An 18,952-nucleotide genomic window follows, 5' to 3' on the forward strand; every position below is an offset into this window, starting at 1 on the left:
TGACGCTCCGGCCGGGTACCCGCCCTGTCTGGGAGGCTCCTTCGGGAGCGAGGCCCTGGAAGAACCCCCTGAAAGGGTCCCCCTGGAAGCGGTGCCCCTCTGGGAGCACGGAGTCGAAGCGACAGGAGTCGGAGGCCGCAGCGATGCCTGCCCCGGCACGACCCACCACGGCGGACCCCGAGAGCGCCGCCGCGCCGCCGCCCGGTCGGCACGCCCGCGCAGCCGGGCACCGGAGACCGGCGACGAGCCCGATCTGCTCGGCCAGTACCTGGCCCAGATCGCCGCCACGCCGCTGCTCGACGCCGAGGACGAGGTGCGGCTGGCCCAGCGCATCGAGTCCGGTGTGCACGCCACCGAGGAACTGGAGCGGGCCGGGAGCGGCGAGCACGGCGGCCTCGCACCGCACCGGCGCCGTCGGCTGGAGGCCGCCGTACGGGAGGGGCAGCACGCCAAGGACCATATGGTCCGGGCCAACCTGCGGCTGGTGGTGTCGATCGCCAAACGGCACGCTCACCGGGGTGTGCCCCTGCTCGATGTGATCCAGGAGGGCAACCTCGGGCTGATCCGGGCCGTGGAGAAGTTCGACCACACCAAGGGCTTCAAGTTCTCCACGTATGCCACATGGTGGATCCGCCAGGCGATCGAACGGGGCGTGGCCCAGCACGCTCGTACCGTACGGCTGCCGATGCACATCGTGGAGGAGTTGCAGAAGCTCGCCAAGGTCGAACGGCAGCTCCAGCTGCGCCTCGACCACCAGCCGTCGGCCGACGAGGTCGCCCGGGAGAGCGGTGTGGAGGAGGGCCGTGTCGACTGGCTGCGCCGGGTCGGGCGGCAGACGCTCAGCCTGGACACACCCGTGGACGACACCGGGGAGACCGTGGTCGGCGACCTCATCCCCGCGACGGACGTACTCCAGGCTCCCCAGGTCGCCGAGTACCGGGCGCTCGCCGAGGACCTCAGGGACGCCCTGGGCCTGCTGGCACCCCGTGAAGCCATGATCCTCAGCCTGCGCTACGGGCTGCACGACGGGCATCCGCGCACCCTGCAACAGGTGGCCGACCGGGTGGGACTGGCCCGGGAACGCGTGCGCCAGCTGGAGAAGCAGTCACTGACCCGGCTGCGGGAGCCCGAGGCGGGCGAGCGTCTGCTGGACTGGGCGAGCTGACAGAAGTGTCGTCGTCGGATGCCCCGGAGTTCTCCGGTCGTGCCGGTACGGCCTGGGCATAGGACCGGCGTATGAGCCCGCCCGCGCGGGGTACTCCGTGTCGCATGGCCGGTATCGAACTTCGCAGCGCAGCCTTCAGCGACCACACCATGATCCCGCGCCGCCATGCCCACGACGCGGACAATGTCTCCCCGCCCCTGACCTGGTCCGGAGTACCGGACGACACGGCGGAGCTGGCCCTGTTGTGCGAAGATCCGGACGCACCGTCCGGAACCTTTGTGCACTGGCTCGTCACCGGTATCGACCCGCGCGTCGGGGGCCTGGACGCCGGTGAGACGCCGCAGGGCGGTCAGGCGCATCGCAACGGCTTCGGGGAGCGGGGCTGGGGCGGCCCGCAGCCCCCGGTCGGCGACGACGCCCATCGGTATTTCTTCCGGCTCTACGCCCTGCCCGCCCCGGTCTCGCTCCCCGACCGCGCCACCGCCGACGACGCCCACTCCGTACTCGACAGGCAGCAACTGGCCAGCGGCACCATCGTCGCGCTCTACCAGCGCTGACATGCCGTGACGCACCGGGACCTCAGGACACGCGTCCAACCTCAGGACACGCGTCCGAAGAGAGTGGCCGGCCCGATGGAGCCCGGGCCGAACTTCGCGCGGATCCGGTCCATGACGGCCTCGGCGACCAGGCGTGCCTCCCGGGCATCGTCCAGGCTGATCTGCTCGGCGACCTGGTCGGCGTCGATGAGGTCCTGCGCGGTGAGGCCGAGTCCGGTCAGGCGTCCGCGTTGCAGGCCGGCGGCGTCCATCAGCTGGTAGGCGGTCTGCCGCAGGTCCTGTTCGTGGGCGGAGGCCTCGGGCAGTCGGCGGGTCTTGCGCCAACGGGTGCCGTCGGCGAAGCGCAGGGTGAGCGTCAGGGCGCGGGCGGCCCGACCACGGCCGCGCAGCAACAGCCCGAGCCGGACGACCAGTTCGAGCAGGGCGGCGCGGACGGCGGCGCCGTCGAGGGTGTGGCGGTCGAAGGTGTGCTGGACGCTCGCGGTGGTGGGCAGAGCGCGCGGGACGACGGGGCGGGGGTCGATGCCGTGGGCCCGGTCCACGGCGAGCCGTCCGGCCCGGCCGCCGAGCAGTCGCTGCGCGGTGGCGGGCGGGATGGCGGCCAGCGAACCGACGCTGTGGATGCCGTGGTCGCGAAGCGCGGACGCCTCGCGCCCGCTGATGCCATGCAGGGCCTCCACCGGCAGCGGGGCCAGCCAGGCGGTGACCTCGCCGGAAGGGACGACTAGCACGCCGCCGGGTCCGGTGAGCTGTCCGGAGGCGGTGGCGGCGACCGTGATGGACGGGCCGACGCCGACACGGACGTCGATGCCCAGCCGGGAGATCGTGCGCACACGCAGCACCTCTGAGAGCCGTCGCGCCTCGGCTCCGTGGTAGCGCAGCGCCCCCTTGAGTTCCACGAGGGCCGCGGCCGGTGGCAGCGCCTGCACGACGGGGGAGAGATCCGCGAGCAGTTCCAGGACCTGCCGGTACGTGTCCTCCGGCAACCGGTCCGAACAGCGCACATGCACCACCGTCGGCTCCTGACCCACCGACGCCTCATCCGCCATCGCGTTCACCTCCCACCCCCATGATATCGAACGTAAATTCGACACGGGAGAGACGATCACCGCGAGCATCGACGGTGTCACGGTCGCCCAAGCCACCGAAGGCACCCACGACCACGACCACGGCCAGGTCGGTCTCGCGCTCGACTCGTACACGACCTCCCCGTTCGACGCGCTGAACGGTCGCACCGGACGGCCATGCCCCCGCCCCGTCATGAGCGGCCACCGCCCACGCCCGGCAGGCCACACCGGCCGTGCCACCCCCTCGAACCGAGCCCGCGGTCACAGATCCAGGACGGCGCGGAGAGCGTTGTCGACCTGCTCCTGCTGCTCGGGGCCGATGGTGCCGTGATACGTGCCCGTCTCGAAGCGGGAAACGGACAGCTGGAGGAGGTTCACGGCGACGGCGGAGGCGTCGACCGGCGTGCTCAGATGCACGCTCATCGCCGTGTCGGGGTGCTGCGCGGGCGCGTGCAGCACCAGGACGACGGCCGCGCCGTAGGCCTCGGCCAGTCCGTCGAGGCTGACGACGAGGACGGTGCGGTCTCCCTTGCCGGTGTCGACGTCCCAGATGTCGCCCTTGCGGATGGTCACAGGGCGTCGCCCTCGCCCGCCAGGTCCAAGGGCTCGACGGAGGCAAGCCTGCGCGCGGCGTCGAGCGTCATCTGCCGGCGCACGGCGCGCAGGATGTAGTCGTTGAGCGACGGGGCTCCGGCCGCGGCGTCGCGCAGCGGCTTGTCCATCGCGTCGGGAATCCGCAGGGTGATGGCAGTCATGACACCAAATCTAGCTTCACCCATGACATCGCGGCAATCCAGGACCCCGGTCGCAGGCAAGAACCACACGAGAGAACACTCACCGCTGCCGAGATGCACCGCCGCTCGGGCCCCTTGAGAATGGTCTTGACCAGGCAGTCAGTCGCACACCCATCGGTCCGGTACGGGAAGGGGGTGGCGTCCGATGACGTACGTCGCTGTGAGTGCGCTGAGCCATCCGGGACTGATCCGCGACCGCAACGAGGACAGTCTGGCCGTCGGGCCGTGGACCCTGTGCGCCAGTGTGACCGAGAACCCGCAGACCCTGGTCTTCCCGCTCGGTACACCGCTCGTCGTCGCCGTCGCCGACGGGCTCGGCGGCCAGCCCGGCGGCGAGGTGGCCAGCTCCCTGGTCGTCCGCCGGCTCGCCTCGACCGGGCCCGTCCTGAACGACGAGGACGGCGTACGCGAGATGCTGCACACCTGTAACCGCGAGGTGTACGGGTTGGCGGGCGGCGACGGCGGCGGACCGGCCATGATGGGCACCACCGTCGCCGGCGCCGTCCTGCTGCCCGACGCGCTCCTGGCCTTCAACGTGGGTGACAGCCGGGTGTACGCCGCACCCCAGGACGGACTGCTCCAGGTCAGCGTGGACGACAACCCACCGCTCGCGCCGGGGCAGCGCACCACCCCCATCCTGACCCAGGCCCTCGGCGGCGCCGCGACGTACCAGGCCGTCACCCCCCATGTGACGACCGTTCCGCTGGCCCCAGGCGACCGCTACCTGATCTGCACCGACGGCCTGACCGACCCCGTACCGAGCGACGTCCTCGACGATCTGCTGCGGGAGTACGACGACGGCCGGGCCGCCTTCGAACTGTGGAAGGCCGCCATCGCCGCCGGCGGCCCCGACAACATCACACTCGCCCTGGCCCGTATCGCGGAGCGCTGACCTCCCCTCGCGAAGTCCCGCGGCCCATTCACACCGGGCCAAAGCTGTCGACGGTGACACATACGCGCCACAATGGAGATGCGAAACCGTACTCGGATCCATCGAGGAGGTGGCTATGCCCAGCGCAGCCACCACAAGGAAGACGACGGCGACCCGCGCCCGCCCGGGCGCCGAGCCGACGGCAGAACAGACCACCGCCACGGACGGGAAACTGCACATGCACCGTCTGGATGTGCACGCGCCGGTCCGCATCCCCTATCTCACACCGGGGGATGTCGTGGCCAACACCCAGGCCATGACCTCAAAGGTGCCGACCAGGGATCTTCTCTTCTACGGCGGCCTGGGCGCGCTCACGGTGGCGGGTGCCCTCGAATGGCCCGTGGCTCTGGCCATCGGAGGCGCCACCGCGGTCCTGCGCGGCAGGAGAAGGGGAGAAACCAAGGAGCGTCAAGGGTAGTCGAGGAACAACAAGCGTCGGCGCCCGTAGCGTCCGGCGCCGACGCGTCACGCCCCCTGGGGCACGGCCGCCGTACCGCGCGAGCGCGTGTACGCCGCCCAGAAGTCCAGTGCCAGGCGCACGACGATGGCCTCGACCAGGGCCATGACGGCTTTGCCGAGCACAGTCATGAGGAAACCGTTCATGGGTGTTGCTCTCCTACTCGTGGGGGTGTGTGTCGAGTCTGTCCGTGCTCATGCGACACGGACAGGTCCTGAATGAGGCATTTCGCCAACGGAAAGATGAACGTCCGGTAACGCCGCCCGGCGGCGACGACCGGACCGTCGAGGAACAGGTCAGTGGCAACCAGAGGGTGTGGCAGTGGTGATCACACGAGTGCGGTTCCCCCACCGGCACCTGACGCCGCCCGCCAAGCCCGGGCCGCCGCGTGAACCGCCCCAGCCTCCGTCGCGGCAACCGCGACCGGCCGGCGGACGGTGGGTCTTCTGGTGGATCCTGATGACACTGGCCCTCGTCCTGCTGCTCTCCCACGCCCGGTCCGGGCCGCACACGACGGCACTGTCCTACAGCGACTTCGTCGGCAAGGTCGGCGCCAGCCAGGTGCAGACGGTCGACGTGAACGACAAGGGCGCCGTCACCGGCACACTGAAGGACGGCACGAAGTTCACCACCCAGATCCCCACCGCGCTGGGCACCGGATCCCAGCTCCAGCAGCAGCTGACGTCTCATCACGTCAAGATCACCGCCAGCCAGAGCCGCGGCGACGGCTCGTCGTGGTGGTCCGTACTCTTCTCGTTCCTGCCGTTCGTGCTGCTGATCGGCTTCTTCGTGTGGATGGGCCGCCGGGCCGCGGGGTCGGTGACCGGCGGACTGAGTGCCATCGGACGGTCACGCGCGAAGATCATCGAGGCGGAACGGCCCACCACCGGCTTCGGCGACATCGCCGGGTACGACGGCGTCAAGCAGGAGATCAGCGAGATCGTCGACTTCCTGCGCAATCCCGCCCGGTACAGCGCCGCGGGGGCGAAGGGACCCCGTGGCGTGATCATGGTGGGGCCGCCCGGTACCGGTAAGACGCTCTTCGCGCGTGCGGTCGCCGGCGAGGCGAACGTGCCGTTCCTGTCGGTGACCGGTTCCGCGTTCGTGGAGATGTTCGTCGGGGTCGGCGCCTCCCGGGTGCGCGACCTGTTCGGCGACGCCCGCAAACGTGCCCCGTCGATCATCTTCATCGACGAGATCGACGCGCTCGGATCGCGGCGCGCCGACGGGGCGCGGATGGGCGGCAACGACGAGCGTGAGCAGACCCTCAACCAGTTGCTGTCCGAGATGGACGGCTTCGACGAGTCCACCGGCATCGTCGTCCTCGCGGCCACCAACCGGCCCGACGCCCTCGACCCGGCCCTGCTCCGCCCCGGGCGCTTCGACCGCCAGGTCACCGTGCCGCTGCCCAACCAGTCCGAGCGGGCCGCGATCCTGGCCGTGCACGCCCGTGGCAAGACCCTGGCTCCGGATGTCGACCTGGACGCCATCGCGCGCGCCACGCCCGGTTTCTCCGGCGCGGACCTCGCCAATCTGGTCAACGAGGGCGCCATCAACGCCGTACGGGACAATCGCACCCGGGTCGGGCCGCACGACCTGGACGCCGCCCGGGACCGGGTGCTGCTGGGGCGCCGGGAGTCCTCCAACGCCCTGCTTCCCGAGGAGCGCCGCTCGGTGGCCGTCCATGAGTCGGGCCATGCCCTGGTCGCGGCCTTGTGCGAGCACGCCGACCCGGTGGCCAAGGTCACCATCCTGCCGGCGGGAGTCACCCTCGGCGTGACCGAGCAACTTCCGGAAGCCGAACGCCACTTGTACAGCGAGGGTTATCTGACCGACCTGCTCGCGGTGCGTCTGGGCGGGCGCGCGGCCGAACTCGTGGCCTTCGGCGAGGGGTCGACGGGAGCCGCCAACGACCTGGCCGGGGCCACCCAGATCGCCACCCGCATGGTGCGCGAGTTCGGCCTCTCCTTGGAACTCGGCCCGATCGGCTACGGCTCCTCCCATCAGCGCTATCTCGGTGACACCACCGACGAGCCGGGCCGGCCGCCGTACTCGGAGCAGACCCAGCGCGTCGTCGACGAGGAGGTCGCCCGTCTGCTGCGCCAGGCCGAACAACGCGCGATCACCCTGCTGCGCGGACACCGGCCCGCCCTTGAACGACTGGCCGACCAACTGATCGCCCATGAGACCGTCGACGGCGCCGTCGTCCTCGACGTCCTGCGCCGGGAACGCAGCCAGGCGGACGGAAGCGGAGACGCCCACGCCGTCGACTCCTCCTCGCCCTCCGGGCATCCCGATCCGGGAGTTCACACTCCGCCTCGATGATCCCCGGCGATCGACGGCGCACCGAAGCGGTCCTCGCACCCGCAGCGGGCATGAAGCCGGCGACCGGCGCCGGTCGGCTTCGTCGGCGTCGCGAGCCTCGTGGGCGGCGCGCCGACCGGCGGCCTGTACGGCTGCTCGACCCAGCGCCGGTCACCGCCGTCGTGGCCGTTCAGGTCCTCGCCCCGGCCCTGCCGGCAGCCACCACGGCGTACCGCGCCGGAACCCTGCCCGAGGGAACGACCGCGCCCGGCCCTCACCCCTTCATGTCTCCCCGCTGCCCCGCCGGCGAAGGCCGCAAGATCCCTCGGCGGGGGTGGAGAGCCGATGGGAGCGGACGACGGCGAGCAGGCTCACGGCCACCAGCGCCGCGCTCCACGGGGCCAGGTCGCGCAGCGGGTCCGGCATACCGCCCGCCGCCCGCACGGCGCGCGGGGCCACCTGCCCCTTCGGGTCGTAGACGACGGAGAGGGTGTCTCCGGGCCTGGTCGTCTGCCCGCAGCCGCGCCAGACGCGGACCTTGAACGGTATGCCGTGCGGATCAGCCACCGTGCACAGATACCGGCGGTGCCCGCCGTCGGCCGCCCGGCCGTCCTCGACGGAGGTCACCACCGCGGTCTGCACCCGCCCCCGCTTCGCCAGCACCATCCCCGCGGCGGCCTGCGGAGCCTGGAGGGCGAGGCATACGCCGAGCAGCGCCGCGATACCGACCAGGGCCCGGCCTGCTCGCACGACGCCCAGGTAGAGGGCGAGGGCCACGGCGCACACCAGGCCCGCCTCGCCCGCGGCGAGCGAGGGGTTGCCCGTCCAGGCGCCGAAGAGCGTGGTGCCGACGATGGCCCCGGCGCCCAGGGCTCCGACGAGGAGCCCCTCCGCCACCAGCCACCGGGGCGGCAGCCCGACGAACTCGGCGGGCCCCCATACGGCGGTGCGCAGATGCACCATGACGTCCATCTGCTGCGGATCTTCTTCACGGGCGCGTTCCGGCGGCCGAGGGAAGCCAACTGGACGATCGGTGTGACGCTGTTCGGGCTGGCCCTGCTGGAGGGCTTCTGCGGCTACTCGCTCCCCGACGACCTGCTGTCCGGCACCGGTCTGCGCACCGCCCAGGGCATCATGCTGTCGATCCCGGTGCTCGGCACGTATCTGCAGTTCTTCGCGTTCGGCGGTCAGTTCCCCGGCCACGAGATCATCCCGCGCATGTATGTGTTCCACATCCTGCTGCTGCCGGGCCTGCTGCTCGCCCTGGTGGGCGTCCACCTGGGCTTCGTCGTCTACCACAAGCACACCCAGTGGGCGAAGCCCGGCCGCAGCAACCGCAATGTGGTCGGCAAGCCCTTGGTCCCCCAGTACACGGCGAAGTCCATCGGCCTGTTCTTCGTCCTGACGGGCGTACTGGCCCTGATGAGTGCGCTGATGCAGATCAACCCGGTGTGGTCGTTCGGCCCCTATCGCGCCGACCATGTCTCGCTGGACGCGCAGCCGGACTGGTATGTGGGCTTCCTGGAGGGCGCGCTGCGGCTGATGCCCGCCGCGGAGACGGACATCGCCGGGCACACCTTCGTGTGGGACGTGTTCCTGCCGGGCGTGGTCCTGCCGACGGCCCTGTTCGCCGTCCTGTACGCCTGTCCCTTCTTCGAACGGTGGATCACGGGGCCCGCCCCGGAGCAGCACCTGTGCGACCGGCCGCGCGACCAGCCCACGCGCACCGCCTTGGGTGTGGCGGCCGTCTCGGTCTACGCCGTCCTGCTCATGGCGGGCGGGCAGGACGTCCTGTCGTACGTGTTCCATGTGCCGTTCGAGCTGCTGACGTACGTCCTGCGCACGCTGCTGTTCCTGCTGCCGTTCGTGGCCTACCACCTCACCAAGCGGGCCTGTCTCGGACTGCAGGCGGCCGACCGGCGCCGGCTGCTGGACGGCCGGGTGGCACCGGAGGTGCGGCGCACGCCCGGCGGCTACGAGCAGACGCGGACGCCGCTGCCCGAGGAGGACGCGTACCGCATCCTCGTGCGCAGCGAGCCGCGGCCCCGCGCGCACGGGACGGAGGTCTGGCGGTGGTTTCGCAGACATCGCATCCGCAATGCGCTCAGCCGGTGGTTCTTCGGCAGGCGGGTGGAGCTGCCGACCAGGAAGGCGGCGGAGGCGGTCAGGACACCGACGTAGTACCTTTCGAGGACCGGCCGGTCGGATCTCCTTGAGGCGGAGCCGTGCCGTCCGGCGCGTCGTCGGACGACCGCGTGGGCCACCAGGGCGAGCACCACCAGGAAGACCAGTGCGGCGACGGCCGACTCCACGGCGAAGACGGTGCCGAAGACATGGCGTTGCATCACCCTGTCGCCCATACGGTCGCTCCTGTCACGCCTCGCGGAGCCACAGCCACCCGGACATTACGGGCAACGCGGGATGGTCCGCGCCGAGACACACCAGCGGCGGCGGTGTTCGTGCCGGGCTCCGCCGTGACGGGCGGCGCGGCATCGCGGGCGGGGCCGGCGCCGGGAAACACAGACACCTGTGGGCCTGCCGCAGCGGGAAACGGCGAACGCCGGACGGGCCACGGTGCCGGCGCGCTCCGCTCCGATCAGCCGCTCCGCGGGCCCGCGCACGCCGGCCGCGCGACGGGAGGCGAGCGGCCGGCCGGCGCACGACGGGTCGCCGCCATCGGTTCCGACCCGTGGTGGGCGCCGGCATGGCCGCCCTCGTGATCCAGCGGGGCCCGGCCGTCACCGCTCGCCCATGGTCCACCGGCCGGGGCGCCGCGGGGAGGGCGGCCGGCGGGCACCGCCACGCCAAGCTCGGCGGCCCGGGCCGTCGCCGCGCCTCCCATGTCGTGTCCGCGGCCTGCGGGCTCCTAAAGGAGCATCCACAGGGTGACCAGCAGGGTGAAGGCCGCGCAGGCGGCCAGTGCCGAGCCCACGCAGCGCCTGCGCAGCGTCCGGTAGCGGTGCTCGTACTCGGCCCGCAGGGACCTGCACCGGGCCGCGACCCGTTCCAGGTCGCCCTTGGCGCGGCGCAGGTTGTCGGTGACGTAGTGCCGCTCGATCTCCGTACGCTGCGCGGTGGTCAGCCAGTCCATCGGCCGGACGAACTCCTGCGCGCGCTGCCTGGCCTCCGCGATCCTGGCCTGCCACAGGAGATAGCCCTCGACTTCGTTGGCGAACCTGCCGTCGCTTCCTTGTCTCGCCAGTTCGCTCACCGCCCACCCTGCCCGTTCACCGGTACACGCCGTGGGCTTCGGCCTCGGCCGTCGCGATGTCGGGATGGTGCAGATCGAAGGAGGGGGATTCGCTGCGGATCCGGGGCAGTGTCACGAAGTTGTGCCGCGGCGGCGGGCAGGAGGTCGCCCACTCCAGCGAGCGGCCGTAGCCCCACGGGTCGTCCACGGCGGCCGGCTCGCCGTATCTGGCCGTCTTCCACACGTTGTAGAGGAACGGCAGCATCGACAGCCCGAGGAGGAAGGATCCGATCGTCGAGACCGTGTTCAGCACGGTGAAGCCGTCGGCCGCCAGATAGTCGGCGTACCGCCGGGGCATGCCCTCGGCGCCCAGCCAGTGCTGGACGAGGAAGGTGGTGTGGAAGCCGACGAACAGCGTCCAGAAGGTCATCTTGCCGAGGCGTTCGTCGAGCATCTTGCCGGTCCACTTCGGCCACCAGAAGTGGAAGCCGGCGAACATCGCGAAAACGACCGTACCGAACACCACATAGTGGAAATGGGCCACCACGAAGTACGAGTCGGACACATGGAAGTCCATCGGCGGCGAGGCCAGGATGACGCCGGTCAGACCGCCGAAGAGAAATGTGACGAGGAATCCCGCCGCCCAGAGCATCGGTGTCTCGAAGGACACCGAGCCCTTCCACATGGTGCCGATCCAGTTGAAGAACTTCACCCCGGTCGGTACCGCGATCAGGAAGGACATGAAGGAGAAGAACGGCAGCAGCACCCCGCCGGTGACGAACATGTGATGGGCCCATACGGTGATGGAAAGCCCCGCGATGGCGTTCGTCGCCGCGACCAGACCCATGTAGCCGAACATCGGCTTGCGGGAGAACACCGGAATCACCTCGCTGATGATGCCGAAGAACGGCAGGGCGATGATGTACACCTCCGGGTGGCCGAAGAACCAGAACAGGTGCTGCCAGAGCAGGGCACCGCCGTTGGCGGAGTCGAAGACACGGGAGCCGAAGTGGCGGTCCGCCTCCGCGGCCAGCAGGGCGGCCGCGAGGACCGGGAAGGCGAAGAGGACCAGGACACCGGTCAGCAGCACGTTCCAGGTGAAGATCGGCATGCGGAACATGGTCATGCCCGGAGCACGCATGCAGATGATCGTGGTGATGAAGTTGACCGAGCCGAGGATGGTGCCGAAGCCGGAGAAGGCCAGACCCATGAACCACAGGTCGGAGCCGATACCGGGCGAGAACCTTTCGTTGTGCAGCGGGGCATAGGCGAACCAGCCGAAGTCGGCCGCGCCCTGCGGGGTGAGGAAGCCCGCGACCGCGATCAGCGAGCCGAACAGGTACAGCCAGTAGGCGAGCATGTTCAGCCGCGGGAACGCCACGTCCGGGGCGCCGATCTGCAACGGCATGATCCAGTTCGCGAAGCCGGCGAACAGCGGGGTGGCGAACATCAGCAGCATGACCGTGCCATGCATCGTGAACGCCTGGTTGAACTGCTCCTTGGAGACGATCTGCAGGCCCGGTCGTGCCAGTTCGGCACGCATGACCAGGGCCATCACGCCGCCGAGCAGGAAGAATCCGAACGATGTCCCCAGGTACAGCGTGCCGATCGTCTTGTGGTCGGTGGTCGTCATCCACTTCACCACGACGTTCCCGGGCTGTCTGCGCCTCACCGGCAGCTCGCCGTCGTAGGTGTCGATCGGCCCCGGAGGCTCGTTGAGAATGCTCACAGGTTGTGTCTCCCGGTGCGGGATTGCGCTACGCCGTGGCGTCTGTCGCCCGCCATTTTTGCGAGACACACAAAAGGCCGACGCCCGGACCGGATGACACGCCGAGAAGGGATGACATGGGCACCTGAACGGCCCATAAGGCTGTATGGGGCCATCAGATGAAAATGAAGAAAAGTATCAGAATGACCGCCGCCACTACCAGCCACCAGATCCACACGTGGTGGCCGCTGTGCGGGCGATCCTCAGGACCGCCGCCACGGGGCCGGTCCTCCGCCAGCTCCGGGTTGTCGGGACGGTCCCTGGAATAGAAGTCGTCGCCGCCTGCCATGGGCTCATCCCTCCCTTCCGTCACCAACGATCGGGTACCCAGCAAAACGAAGCCGAAAATGCGGGAGACCGCCCCGCGCGGCCCGCACACCGGCCGCGGTCACAGCGGCGGCGAGCGCCACGGCGGCCGACACTCTGAGCAGCCTGGTGCGCGGGGGCGGCTTCGGCTGGGATCCGGCACCCCGTTCCGGGAGCCGGGCCACCGCGTCCCTGCCCCTGTCCCGGGCCAGCTTCATCACCTCGGCCACATGCAGGGCCTGCCGTCCGGTGCCGGCGTGCTTGATCTGCGTCTTGCAGGAGAAGCCGTCGGCGACCAACAGACAGTCGTCGGCGGCGGCGCGGACCGCGGGCAGCAGGGCCTGTTCGCCGCAGTCCATGGAGATCCCGTACTTGCCCGACTCGAAACCCCATGATCCGGCGAGGCCGCAGCAGCCGCCCTGGAGGTTGCGCACCTCAAGGCCCATCTTCTCCAGCAGTTCCTGCTCGGGGGTCATGCCGCCGGTGGCACGGTGATGGCAGTGCCCCCAGAGCAGGGCCGTGCCGTCGAGCCGGGGCGGCTGGATGCCGAATGTCCGGAAGAACTCCGGGAAGTGGTAGGCGTTCTTGGTGAGTCGCCCGGCGTCGTCGTCATGCGGCAGCAGCTTGGGCAGCTCGTCCTTGAACACGGCCAGGCAGCTCGGCTCCATGCCGACGATGGGGGTGTCTGACCGCAGGTGGGGGCGCAGGACGTCCAGGACGTGGTGCAGATAGCGTTCGGCGGTGTCCAGGAAGCCGTAGTCGTACAGCGGCCGGCCGCAGCAGATGTGCCCCTCGGGCATGACGACCTGCCAGCCCGCCGCCTCGATCGCCTCGACACACGCGATGCCGACGTTCGGGTGGAGGTGGTTGTTGAAGGTGTCCGGGAACAGCACCACCGGACGGCCGCCCGGGTTGGCGGTGCCGCCACGGCGGGCGAACCAGTCCTGGAGTGTCATGGGCGCGAAGCGCGGCAACGGGCGACGCCGGTCGATGCCCGCCAGGGCCTTGACGACTCGGGCAAGTCCGGGTGTCTGGGTTGCGAGGTTGGCGAGTTCCGGTACCCGGGCGGCGATCCTGGCGGCCTGGTCGATGAAGCCGAAGGCGTAGGCGTAGCGGGGGCGCCGGCGGTGCGGCGACCGGTAGTGGTGGTACAGGAACTCCGCCTTGTAGGTGGGCATGTCGACGTTGACCGGGCAGTCGTTGGTACAGCCCTTGCACGCCAGGCACAGGTCGAGGGCGTCCTTGACCTCGTCGGACTGCCAGCCGTCGGTGATGCCGTCGCCTTTCAGCATCTCGTGCAGCAGGCGGGCCCGGCCGCGGGTGGTGTGCTTCTCCTCGCGGGTCACCTGATAGCTGGGGCACATGGTCGTCTCCGCCTGCGGCACCCGGCACTTGCCGATGCCGACGCAGCGCAGGGTCGCGTGGGCGAAGTCGCCGCCGTCCTCCTCGTAGGCGAACTTCACCGGGTGTCGCGGCGGGTTGTAGTCGGTGCCGAGCTTGAGGTTCTCGTCCATGCGATAGGCGTCGACCACTTTGCCGGGGCTCATCTTCCACTGCGGGTCCCAGATCGCCTTGAACTCCCGCATGGCCTGCACGAGTCGGGCTCCGAACTGTTTCTCCAGCAGTTCCCCGCGCTGCTGCCCGTCGCCGTGCTCCCCGGACACCGAGCCGCCGAGGGACACACACAGGTCGGCGGCCTCCTCCAGGAAGGCCCGATAGGTGGCGATGCCGTCGGCGGTACGCAGGTCGAAGCTGAGCCGGCAGTGGATGCAACCCTGCCCGAAGTGGCCGTACATGGCACCGGTGATGCCGTGCTTGTCCATCACCTTGCGCAGCCCTCGCACATACGCGCCGATCCGGTCCGGCGGGACGGCGGAGTCCTCCCAGCCGGGCCAGTGGTCCTTGCCGTCGGGCGGGAACGCGGTCGAGCCGAGGCCGCTCTCCCGGATCGCCCACAGGTGTTCGCTGGTGCCGCCCTCCTGTTTGCTCCTGGCGATCCGGATGCGGTCTTGTGCGTAGCCTTTGCCGTGGGTGAGCCAGTCGGCGAAGGCGTGGGCCCGGGTGACGGACTCCTCGGTGCTGTCCGCGCCGAACTGCACCACCAGCCAGGCGCCGCCGCCGGGGTGCGGCAACTCCTGGATGTCCTCCACGTTCATGTTCTGCAGTTGCTGGTCGCGGATGAGCTGGTCGTCGAGTGCTTCCAGGCCGATCGGCTTGAACCGCTCGATGATCTCCTCGCAGTGCTCGGCCGCGTCGGCGAGGTCGCCGTACTCCACGACGACGGTGGTGCGTTGCGGCAGGGCCGCGGTGAGCATGAGAACCGCCTGGAGGGTGGTGACACAGGTGCTCTCGGTGCCGACCAGTGCGCGTGCCACGTTGAAGCCGCGTTCGGGCAGGAGTTCGTCCAGGTTGTAGCCGGAGACACGGCGCGGCACCCGGGTGGCCGGGTGGAAGCCGGCCCGGATGGCGTCGGCGTACTTGTCGCGCAGGTCCCGCAGCGCCGCGTAGATCTCGCCCTTGCGGCCGCCCTCGGCGATGATCGCGTCGAGGCGCTCCTCCTCGTCGACGCCGACCCAGAACCGGGCGCCGTCGTAGGTGACGATCTCCAGCGCGTGCACGTTGTCGCTGGTGCGCGGGCCGGGCCCGTACAGCTGTGACTGCACGGAGTGAATGCCGCAGGAGTTGTTGCCGATGTTGCCGCCGATCAGACACCGGGAGTGGGTGGAGGGGTCCGGGCCGAACACCAGGCCGTGGGCGCCGGTGTGCCGGTTCAGCTCCTCGTTGATCACGCCCGGTTCACAGGTCACCAGACGGCGGTCCGGGTCGATCTTCCCGATCCGCGTGAGGTACTTGGAGTGGTCGATCACCACGGCCTCGTTGACCGTCTCACCGGACAGGCTGGTACCACCGCCCCGGTTGAGGACGGGCGCGCCGAACCGGTGACAGACCTGGTGCGTCGCGACGACATCGTCCAGGTCGCGTCGCGACGACATCGTCCAGGTCGCGGGGGACCACGACACCGATCGGCACCTGGCGGAAGTTGGACGCGTCCTGGGCGTACAACCCGAGGGAACCGGCGTCGAAGCGGACTTCGCCGCGCACGGCCTTGCGCAGGGCCCGCTCCAGCTTCCCGACGTCGAGTGTCTGACGGGCCCGTGGCGGGCCGGGGATCTCCGGGTGCGTCTTGGCCGGGATCTCGCGTGTCGCCCGGCGTGCTGCCTTCGCCATCGGTTCTTCGGTCTCCTTTGCGATCCTGGTCACGCGGCCCGCGTGCCATAGACCCGGTAGCGTTCGGCGTCGGGCCATTTGACCTCCAGGCCGTGCCCCGGCCGGCCGGTGTCGGGGCGCAGCGCGCCCCCGTCCGGTGCCAGGGTGCCGTCGAAGATCAGGTCTTCGAGTCGCACATGGTCGTGGAAGTACTCCAGGTGCCGCAGCCGGCGCACGGCGCAGAAGGCGTGGGCCGAGACGGCGGGCGCGCAGTGCGCCGACAGATCCAGATGGTGGGCCGCCGACAGACCGGCCGCCTCCAGTACGCCGGTGATGCCTCCGCAGCGGGTGACGTCGGCCTGGAGGCAGTCCACGGCGGGTCCTTCGACGAGGTCGGCGAAGTCCCGTGTCGTGTAGGCGTATTCGCCCGCCGCGATCTCCAGCAGTTCGGGCCCGCGCTCCCGCAGCAGGCGAAGACCGTCCAGGTCGTCGGAGCTGACCGGCTCCTCGAACCACCGCACGTCCCACTCGTCATGGAAGCGACGGGCCCAGTACAACGCCTGTTTGCGGCCGAGCGCTCCGTTGGCGTCGGTGAGGAGTTCCGGTTCGTCCCCGATGGCCGTCCGCACCGCGCTCAGCCGCTGCGGGTCATGTTCGGGATGCCGGGAGGTCTTGAGTTTGACGCGCCTGATCCCCTGTTCGACCCAGCCGGCCAGCTGGTCCGTGAGCCGGTCGAGGGGGTAGTTCGTGAAACCACCGCTGCCGTAGACCGGCACCCGGTCGTGGTACGCCGGGAGCACATGGATCAGCGGCAGGCCGAGCAGTCTGGCCTTGAGGTCCCACAGCGCCACGTCCACCGCGGAGACCGCCATGGCTCCGACGCCGGGGCGGCCCGCGTTGCGGATCTGCCGTCCCATCCGGTGCCACAGGGCAGCGGGCGCGGTGACGGCCTGGCCCCGCACCAGCGGCGCGAGCTTGGACTCGACGAACGAGGCGACCGACACATCGCCGTAGGTGTACCCGAGCCCGGTGCGGCCGCCGGCGCCGACCTGGACCAGCACCATGGTCGTGGAGTCCCATTCCAGGGTGCCGTCCTGCTCCCGGCCGTCCGGGCCGTCGGTCGGCACGTCAAAGGCGTGCACGTCCACCGAGTCGATCCGGCAGCCGTGCCGCTCCCGTCCCGCGCCGTCGTCACTCACGTGTGCCGTCCCGGCAGGTGCTCGGCCGCCTCGGCGAACTTGTGGCGTACGCCCTTGGCCGCGATGCCGGCCCGCTCCGGGTCACGGACGGCCGCCTTGGCCGCCTTCTTGCCCTGGGCGAGCATGATGTGCGGCGGGATGGGTGCGATCTCCTGGTCGACCTTGAACTCCAGCACCACGGGCCTGTCGGAGGCCAGCGCCTCGTCCCAGGCCTTCCCGACCTTCCTCGGCTTGTCGCAGCGGATGCCCTTCAGGCCCAGCATCTCCGCGTATCTGGCGTAGGGAACGTCGGGGATGTACTGGGAGCCCGGGAACTTCGGGTCGCCGGCCATGGCGCGCTGTTCCCAGGTGACCTGGTTGAGGTCCTGGTTGTTGAACACGCAGAAGATGAACGGCGCAGGACCGGACAGCCGGTCCAGATACCGCTTGACGGTGATCATCTCGGCCATGCCGTTCATCTGGAACGCGCCGTCACCGACGAACGCGATCACCGGCCGGTCCGGGTGGGCGAACCGCGCGGCGATCGCGTACGGCGTCCCCGGACCCATCGTGGCCAGCGTCCCCGACAGCGACGCCCGCATGCCCCTGCGCAGCTTCAGATGCCGCGCCCACCAGTTCGTCCCCGAACCCGAATCCGCCGTCAGAATGCACCCGTCCGGCAACCGCGGCGACAGCTCCGCCGCCACGGCCTGCGGATTGATCCGGCCGCCGAAGTGCTGACCGGCGCGCTTGCGGCAGATCGCGTCCCACTCGCGGACGTCCTGCTCGATCTGCTCCCGCCACCCGCGGTCCTGCTTGCGCGCGAGCAACGGCACGAGGGCCTTGAGGGTCTCCTTCGAGTCCCCCACGAGATGGGCGTCCATGGGATACCGGAGGCCGATCATGCGTCCGTCGATGTCGATCTCGACGCCCCGGGCCTGGCCCTCGTCGGGCAGCCACTCCGCGTACGGGAAGCTGGTGCCCACCATCAGCAGGGTGTCGCAGTTCCGGATCATGTTGTCGCTCGCCTTGCTGCCGAGCAGACCGATCGGGCCGGTCACGAACGGCAGGTCGTCGGGCAGCACCTCGCGGCCCAGCAGGGCCTTCGCGACCCCCGCCCCCAGCAGTTCCGCCGTCTCCACGACCTCGCTCTCCGCGTGCGCGGCCCCCTGGCCGACGATCATGGCGACCTTGGTTCCGGCGTTGAGCACTGCCGCGGCCTTGCGCAGTTCGTCCGGGTCGGGAAGCAGGCGCGGCCGGCTCCAGCCGACGCTGGAGAACACCGATCCGTGCGCCTTCGGCGGCGACGGCTGCGCGTCCTCCTCCTGGATGTCCTCCGGGATGATCACGGTCGCGACGGATCGCGTGGTCAGGGCCGTCTTGAAGGCCCGGTCGATCACATGGCGCGCCTGGGCGGGGTGCACGACCGTCTGGCAGAAGTCCGAGACGTCCGCGAAGAGCTGGGCGAGAGGAAGCTCTTGCTGGTAGTGGGCGCCGAGGGAGAGCCGCTTTTGCTGGCCGACCACGGCGACCACCGGCTGGTGGTCCAGCTTGGCGTCGTACAGCCCGTTGAGCAGGTGCACCGCCCCCGGCCCCGAGGTCGCCGTGCAACAGCCCACCTCACCGGTGAACTTCGCATGCGCGCAGGCCATGAACGCGGCCATCTCCTCATGACGGGTCTGGATGAACTCCGGGTTGCCCCGGGCGCGGTCGAAAGCGCCCAGCAGCCCGTTGATGCCGTCTCCGGGATAGCCGTAGACCCGCTCGATCCCCCATTCCTTGAGGCGTTCCAGTACGTAGTCGGCCACCAGCGTCATGACGTGCTCCCTCGGATGCGCAGCTGTGCCCTGGGCATGGGGTGACCGGCAACCGCGTCCCGTAAACGGGCGGTGGTGCCGCTCCCCCGTCCGGACGAAGACGTGCTCGGCCGGACGGCTCTGCCGGGCAAGGAACCCGTCGCACAGCGCTCCGGCCGGCGAACCGGTCGGCGTACAGGCCGTTTCCGGCTCGGCCACCGGGAAACCCCCC

Annotated in this window: 17 protein-coding genes; 6 read left to right on the forward strand and 11 right to left on the reverse strand. The window is 70.2% G+C overall.

The features are described 5' to 3' along the window. The first annotated feature begins 91 nt into the window (after positions 1–91). Entirely contained in the window at positions 92–1,165 is a 1,074-nt protein-coding gene (locus ABT245_RS02040; RefSeq protein WP_502982051.1) for a sigma-70 family RNA polymerase sigma factor, read from the forward strand. Between the two features lie 104 nt (positions 1,166–1,269). Continuing rightward, the gene (locus ABT245_RS02045; RefSeq protein ID WP_351727680.1) at positions 1,270–1,722 is read left to right on the forward strand and encodes a YbhB/YbcL family Raf kinase inhibitor-like protein; all 453 of its coding nucleotides are present in this window, start codon (positions 1,270–1,272) and stop codon (positions 1,720–1,722) included. 41 nt (positions 1,723–1,763) lie between these two features. On the opposite strand, the gene ABT245_RS02050 is transcribed toward ABT245_RS02045, so the two are convergent. From ABT245_RS02050 to ABT245_RS02060, 3 genes are all read right to left on the reverse strand, one after another. After that, positions 1,764–2,771 (reverse strand): DNA polymerase Y family protein, encoded by a 1,008-nt coding sequence (locus tag ABT245_RS02050; protein ID WP_351727682.1) that lies wholly within the window; start codon positions 2,769–2,771, stop codon positions 1,764–1,766. Between the two features lie 279 nt (positions 2,772–3,050). After that, complete coding sequence (locus ABT245_RS02055; RefSeq protein WP_351727684.1) at positions 3,051–3,362, reverse strand: type II toxin-antitoxin system PemK/MazF family toxin; 312 nt, start codon at positions 3,360–3,362, stop codon at positions 3,051–3,053. After that, positions 3,359–3,544: a hypothetical protein gene (locus tag ABT245_RS02060; protein WP_351727685.1), complete on the reverse strand. Its 186-nt coding sequence runs from the start codon at positions 3,542–3,544 to the stop codon at positions 3,359–3,361. The genes ABT245_RS02055 and ABT245_RS02060 overlap by 4 nt, the downstream gene beginning before the upstream one ends. A 184-nt stretch (positions 3,545–3,728) precedes the next feature. Here ABT245_RS02060 and ABT245_RS02065 point away from each other — a divergent pair, with 184 nt between their 5' ends. Beyond that, positions 3,729–4,475 carry a PP2C family protein-serine/threonine phosphatase gene (locus ABT245_RS02065; protein ID WP_351727686.1) on the forward strand — a complete coding sequence of 249 codons (747 nt, stop codon included), beginning with the start codon at positions 3,729–3,731 and terminating at the stop codon, positions 4,473–4,475. Positions 4,476–4,590: 115 nt separating this feature from the next. After that, on the forward strand, positions 4,591–4,932 hold the full coding sequence (locus ABT245_RS02070) for a hypothetical protein (RefSeq protein WP_351727688.1): 342 nt from the start codon (positions 4,591–4,593) through the stop codon (positions 4,930–4,932). A 47-nt stretch (positions 4,933–4,979) separates the two neighbouring features. Here the strand turns inward: ABT245_RS02070 and ABT245_RS02075 are convergent, their stop codons facing one another. Beyond that, a complete protein-coding gene (locus tag ABT245_RS02075) occupies positions 4,980–5,117 on the reverse strand; it encodes a hypothetical protein (protein WP_351727690.1) in 138 nt (45 codons plus the stop codon). A 313-nt stretch (positions 5,118–5,430) separates the two neighbouring features. On the opposite strand from ABT245_RS02075, the gene ftsH reads away from it, so the two are divergent. Then, positions 5,431–7,296, forward strand: a complete 1,866-nt coding sequence (ftsH, locus tag ABT245_RS02080; RefSeq protein ID WP_502982052.1) for an ATP-dependent zinc metalloprotease FtsH — start codon at positions 5,431–5,433, stop codon at positions 7,294–7,296. Positions 7,297–7,557: 261 nt separating this feature from the next. Here the strand turns inward: ftsH and ABT245_RS02085 are convergent, their stop codons facing one another. Then, positions 7,558–8,247, reverse strand: coding sequence for a hypothetical protein (locus ABT245_RS02085; RefSeq protein ID WP_351727691.1), 690 nt, complete (start codon positions 8,245–8,247; stop codon positions 7,558–7,560). Between ABT245_RS02085 and qcrB the strand changes: the two genes are divergently transcribed. Next, entirely contained in the window at positions 8,230–9,456 is a 1,227-nt protein-coding gene (qcrB, locus tag ABT245_RS02090) for a cytochrome bc1 complex cytochrome b subunit (RefSeq protein ID WP_351727693.1), read from the forward strand. The genes ABT245_RS02085 and qcrB overlap by 18 nt on opposite strands. A 685-nt stretch (positions 9,457–10,141) precedes the next feature. Here the strand turns inward: qcrB and ABT245_RS02095 are convergent. The 6 genes from ABT245_RS02095 to ABT245_RS02120 form a co-directional block, all read right to left on the reverse strand. Beyond that, the gene (locus tag ABT245_RS02095; protein ID WP_351727695.1) at positions 10,142–10,486 is read right to left on the reverse strand and encodes a cytochrome C oxidase subunit I; all 345 of its coding nucleotides are present in this window, start codon (positions 10,484–10,486) and stop codon (positions 10,142–10,144) included. A 16-nt stretch (positions 10,487–10,502) separates the two neighbouring features. Then, positions 10,503–12,194 carry an aa3-type cytochrome oxidase subunit I gene (ctaD, locus tag ABT245_RS02100; protein ID WP_351727697.1) on the reverse strand — a complete coding sequence of 564 codons (1,692 nt, stop codon included), beginning with the start codon at positions 12,192–12,194 and terminating at the stop codon, positions 10,503–10,505. A gap of 154 nt (positions 12,195–12,348) precedes the next feature. Further along, a complete protein-coding gene (locus ABT245_RS02105; protein ID WP_351727698.1) occupies positions 12,349–12,522 on the reverse strand; it encodes a hypothetical protein in 174 nt (57 codons plus the stop codon). A 4-nt stretch (positions 12,523–12,526) separates the two neighbouring features. Then, complete coding sequence (locus ABT245_RS02110; RefSeq protein WP_351727700.1) at positions 12,527–15,559, reverse strand: FAD-binding and (Fe-S)-binding domain-containing protein; 3,033 nt, start codon at positions 15,557–15,559, stop codon at positions 12,527–12,529. A gap of 237 nt (positions 15,560–15,796) precedes the next feature. Next, a complete protein-coding gene (locus tag ABT245_RS02115) occupies positions 15,797–16,945 on the reverse strand; it encodes an enolase C-terminal domain-like protein (RefSeq protein ID WP_351727701.1) in 1,149 nt (382 codons plus the stop codon). Then, complete coding sequence (locus ABT245_RS02120; RefSeq protein WP_351727703.1) at positions 16,942–18,741, reverse strand: thiamine pyrophosphate-requiring protein; 1,800 nt, start codon at positions 18,739–18,741, stop codon at positions 16,942–16,944. Before ABT245_RS02120 ends, ABT245_RS02115 begins: the two co-directional genes overlap by 4 nt. Between the last annotated feature and the right edge of the window lie 211 nt (positions 18,742–18,952).

This window comes from Streptomyces sp. NPDC001508 (assembly GCF_040298665.1).
Taxonomy (GTDB): domain Bacteria; phylum Actinomycetota; class Actinomycetes; order Streptomycetales; family Streptomycetaceae; genus Streptomyces.

Excerpts from the sequence above, each read along its gene's own strand:
- ABT245_RS02045 (WP_351727680.1), top strand. The coding sequence starts at position 1,270 with ATGGCCGGTATCGAACTTCGCAGCGCAGCCTTCAGCGACCACACCATG.
- ABT245_RS02050 (WP_351727682.1), bottom strand. The coding sequence starts at position 2,771 with ATGGCGGATGAGGCGTCGGTGGGTCAGGAGCCGACGGTGGTGCATGTG.
- ABT245_RS02060 (WP_351727685.1), bottom strand. The coding sequence starts at position 3,544 with ATGACTGCCATCACCCTGCGGATTCCCGACGCGATGGACAAGCCGCTG.
- ABT245_RS02065 (WP_351727686.1), top strand. The coding sequence starts at position 3,729 with ATGACGTACGTCGCTGTGAGTGCGCTGAGCCATCCGGGACTGATCCGC.
- ABT245_RS02070 (WP_351727688.1), top strand. The coding sequence starts at position 4,591 with ATGCCCAGCGCAGCCACCACAAGGAAGACGACGGCGACCCGCGCCCGC.
- ABT245_RS02075 (WP_351727690.1), bottom strand. The coding sequence starts at position 5,117 with ATGAACGGTTTCCTCATGACTGTGCTCGGCAAAGCCGTCATGGCCCTG.
- ftsH (WP_502982052.1), top strand. The coding sequence starts at position 5,431 with ATGACACTGGCCCTCGTCCTGCTGCTCTCCCACGCCCGGTCCGGGCCG.
- qcrB (WP_351727693.1), top strand. The coding sequence starts at position 8,230 with ATGCACCATGACGTCCATCTGCTGCGGATCTTCTTCACGGGCGCGTTC.
- ABT245_RS02085 (WP_351727691.1), bottom strand. The coding sequence starts at position 8,247 with ATGGACGTCATGGTGCATCTGCGCACCGCCGTATGGGGGCCCGCCGAG.
- ABT245_RS02105 (WP_351727698.1), bottom strand. The coding sequence starts at position 12,522 with ATGGCAGGCGGCGACGACTTCTATTCCAGGGACCGTCCCGACAACCCG.
- ABT245_RS02120 (WP_351727703.1), bottom strand. The coding sequence starts at position 18,741 with ATGACGCTGGTGGCCGACTACGTACTGGAACGCCTCAAGGAATGGGGG.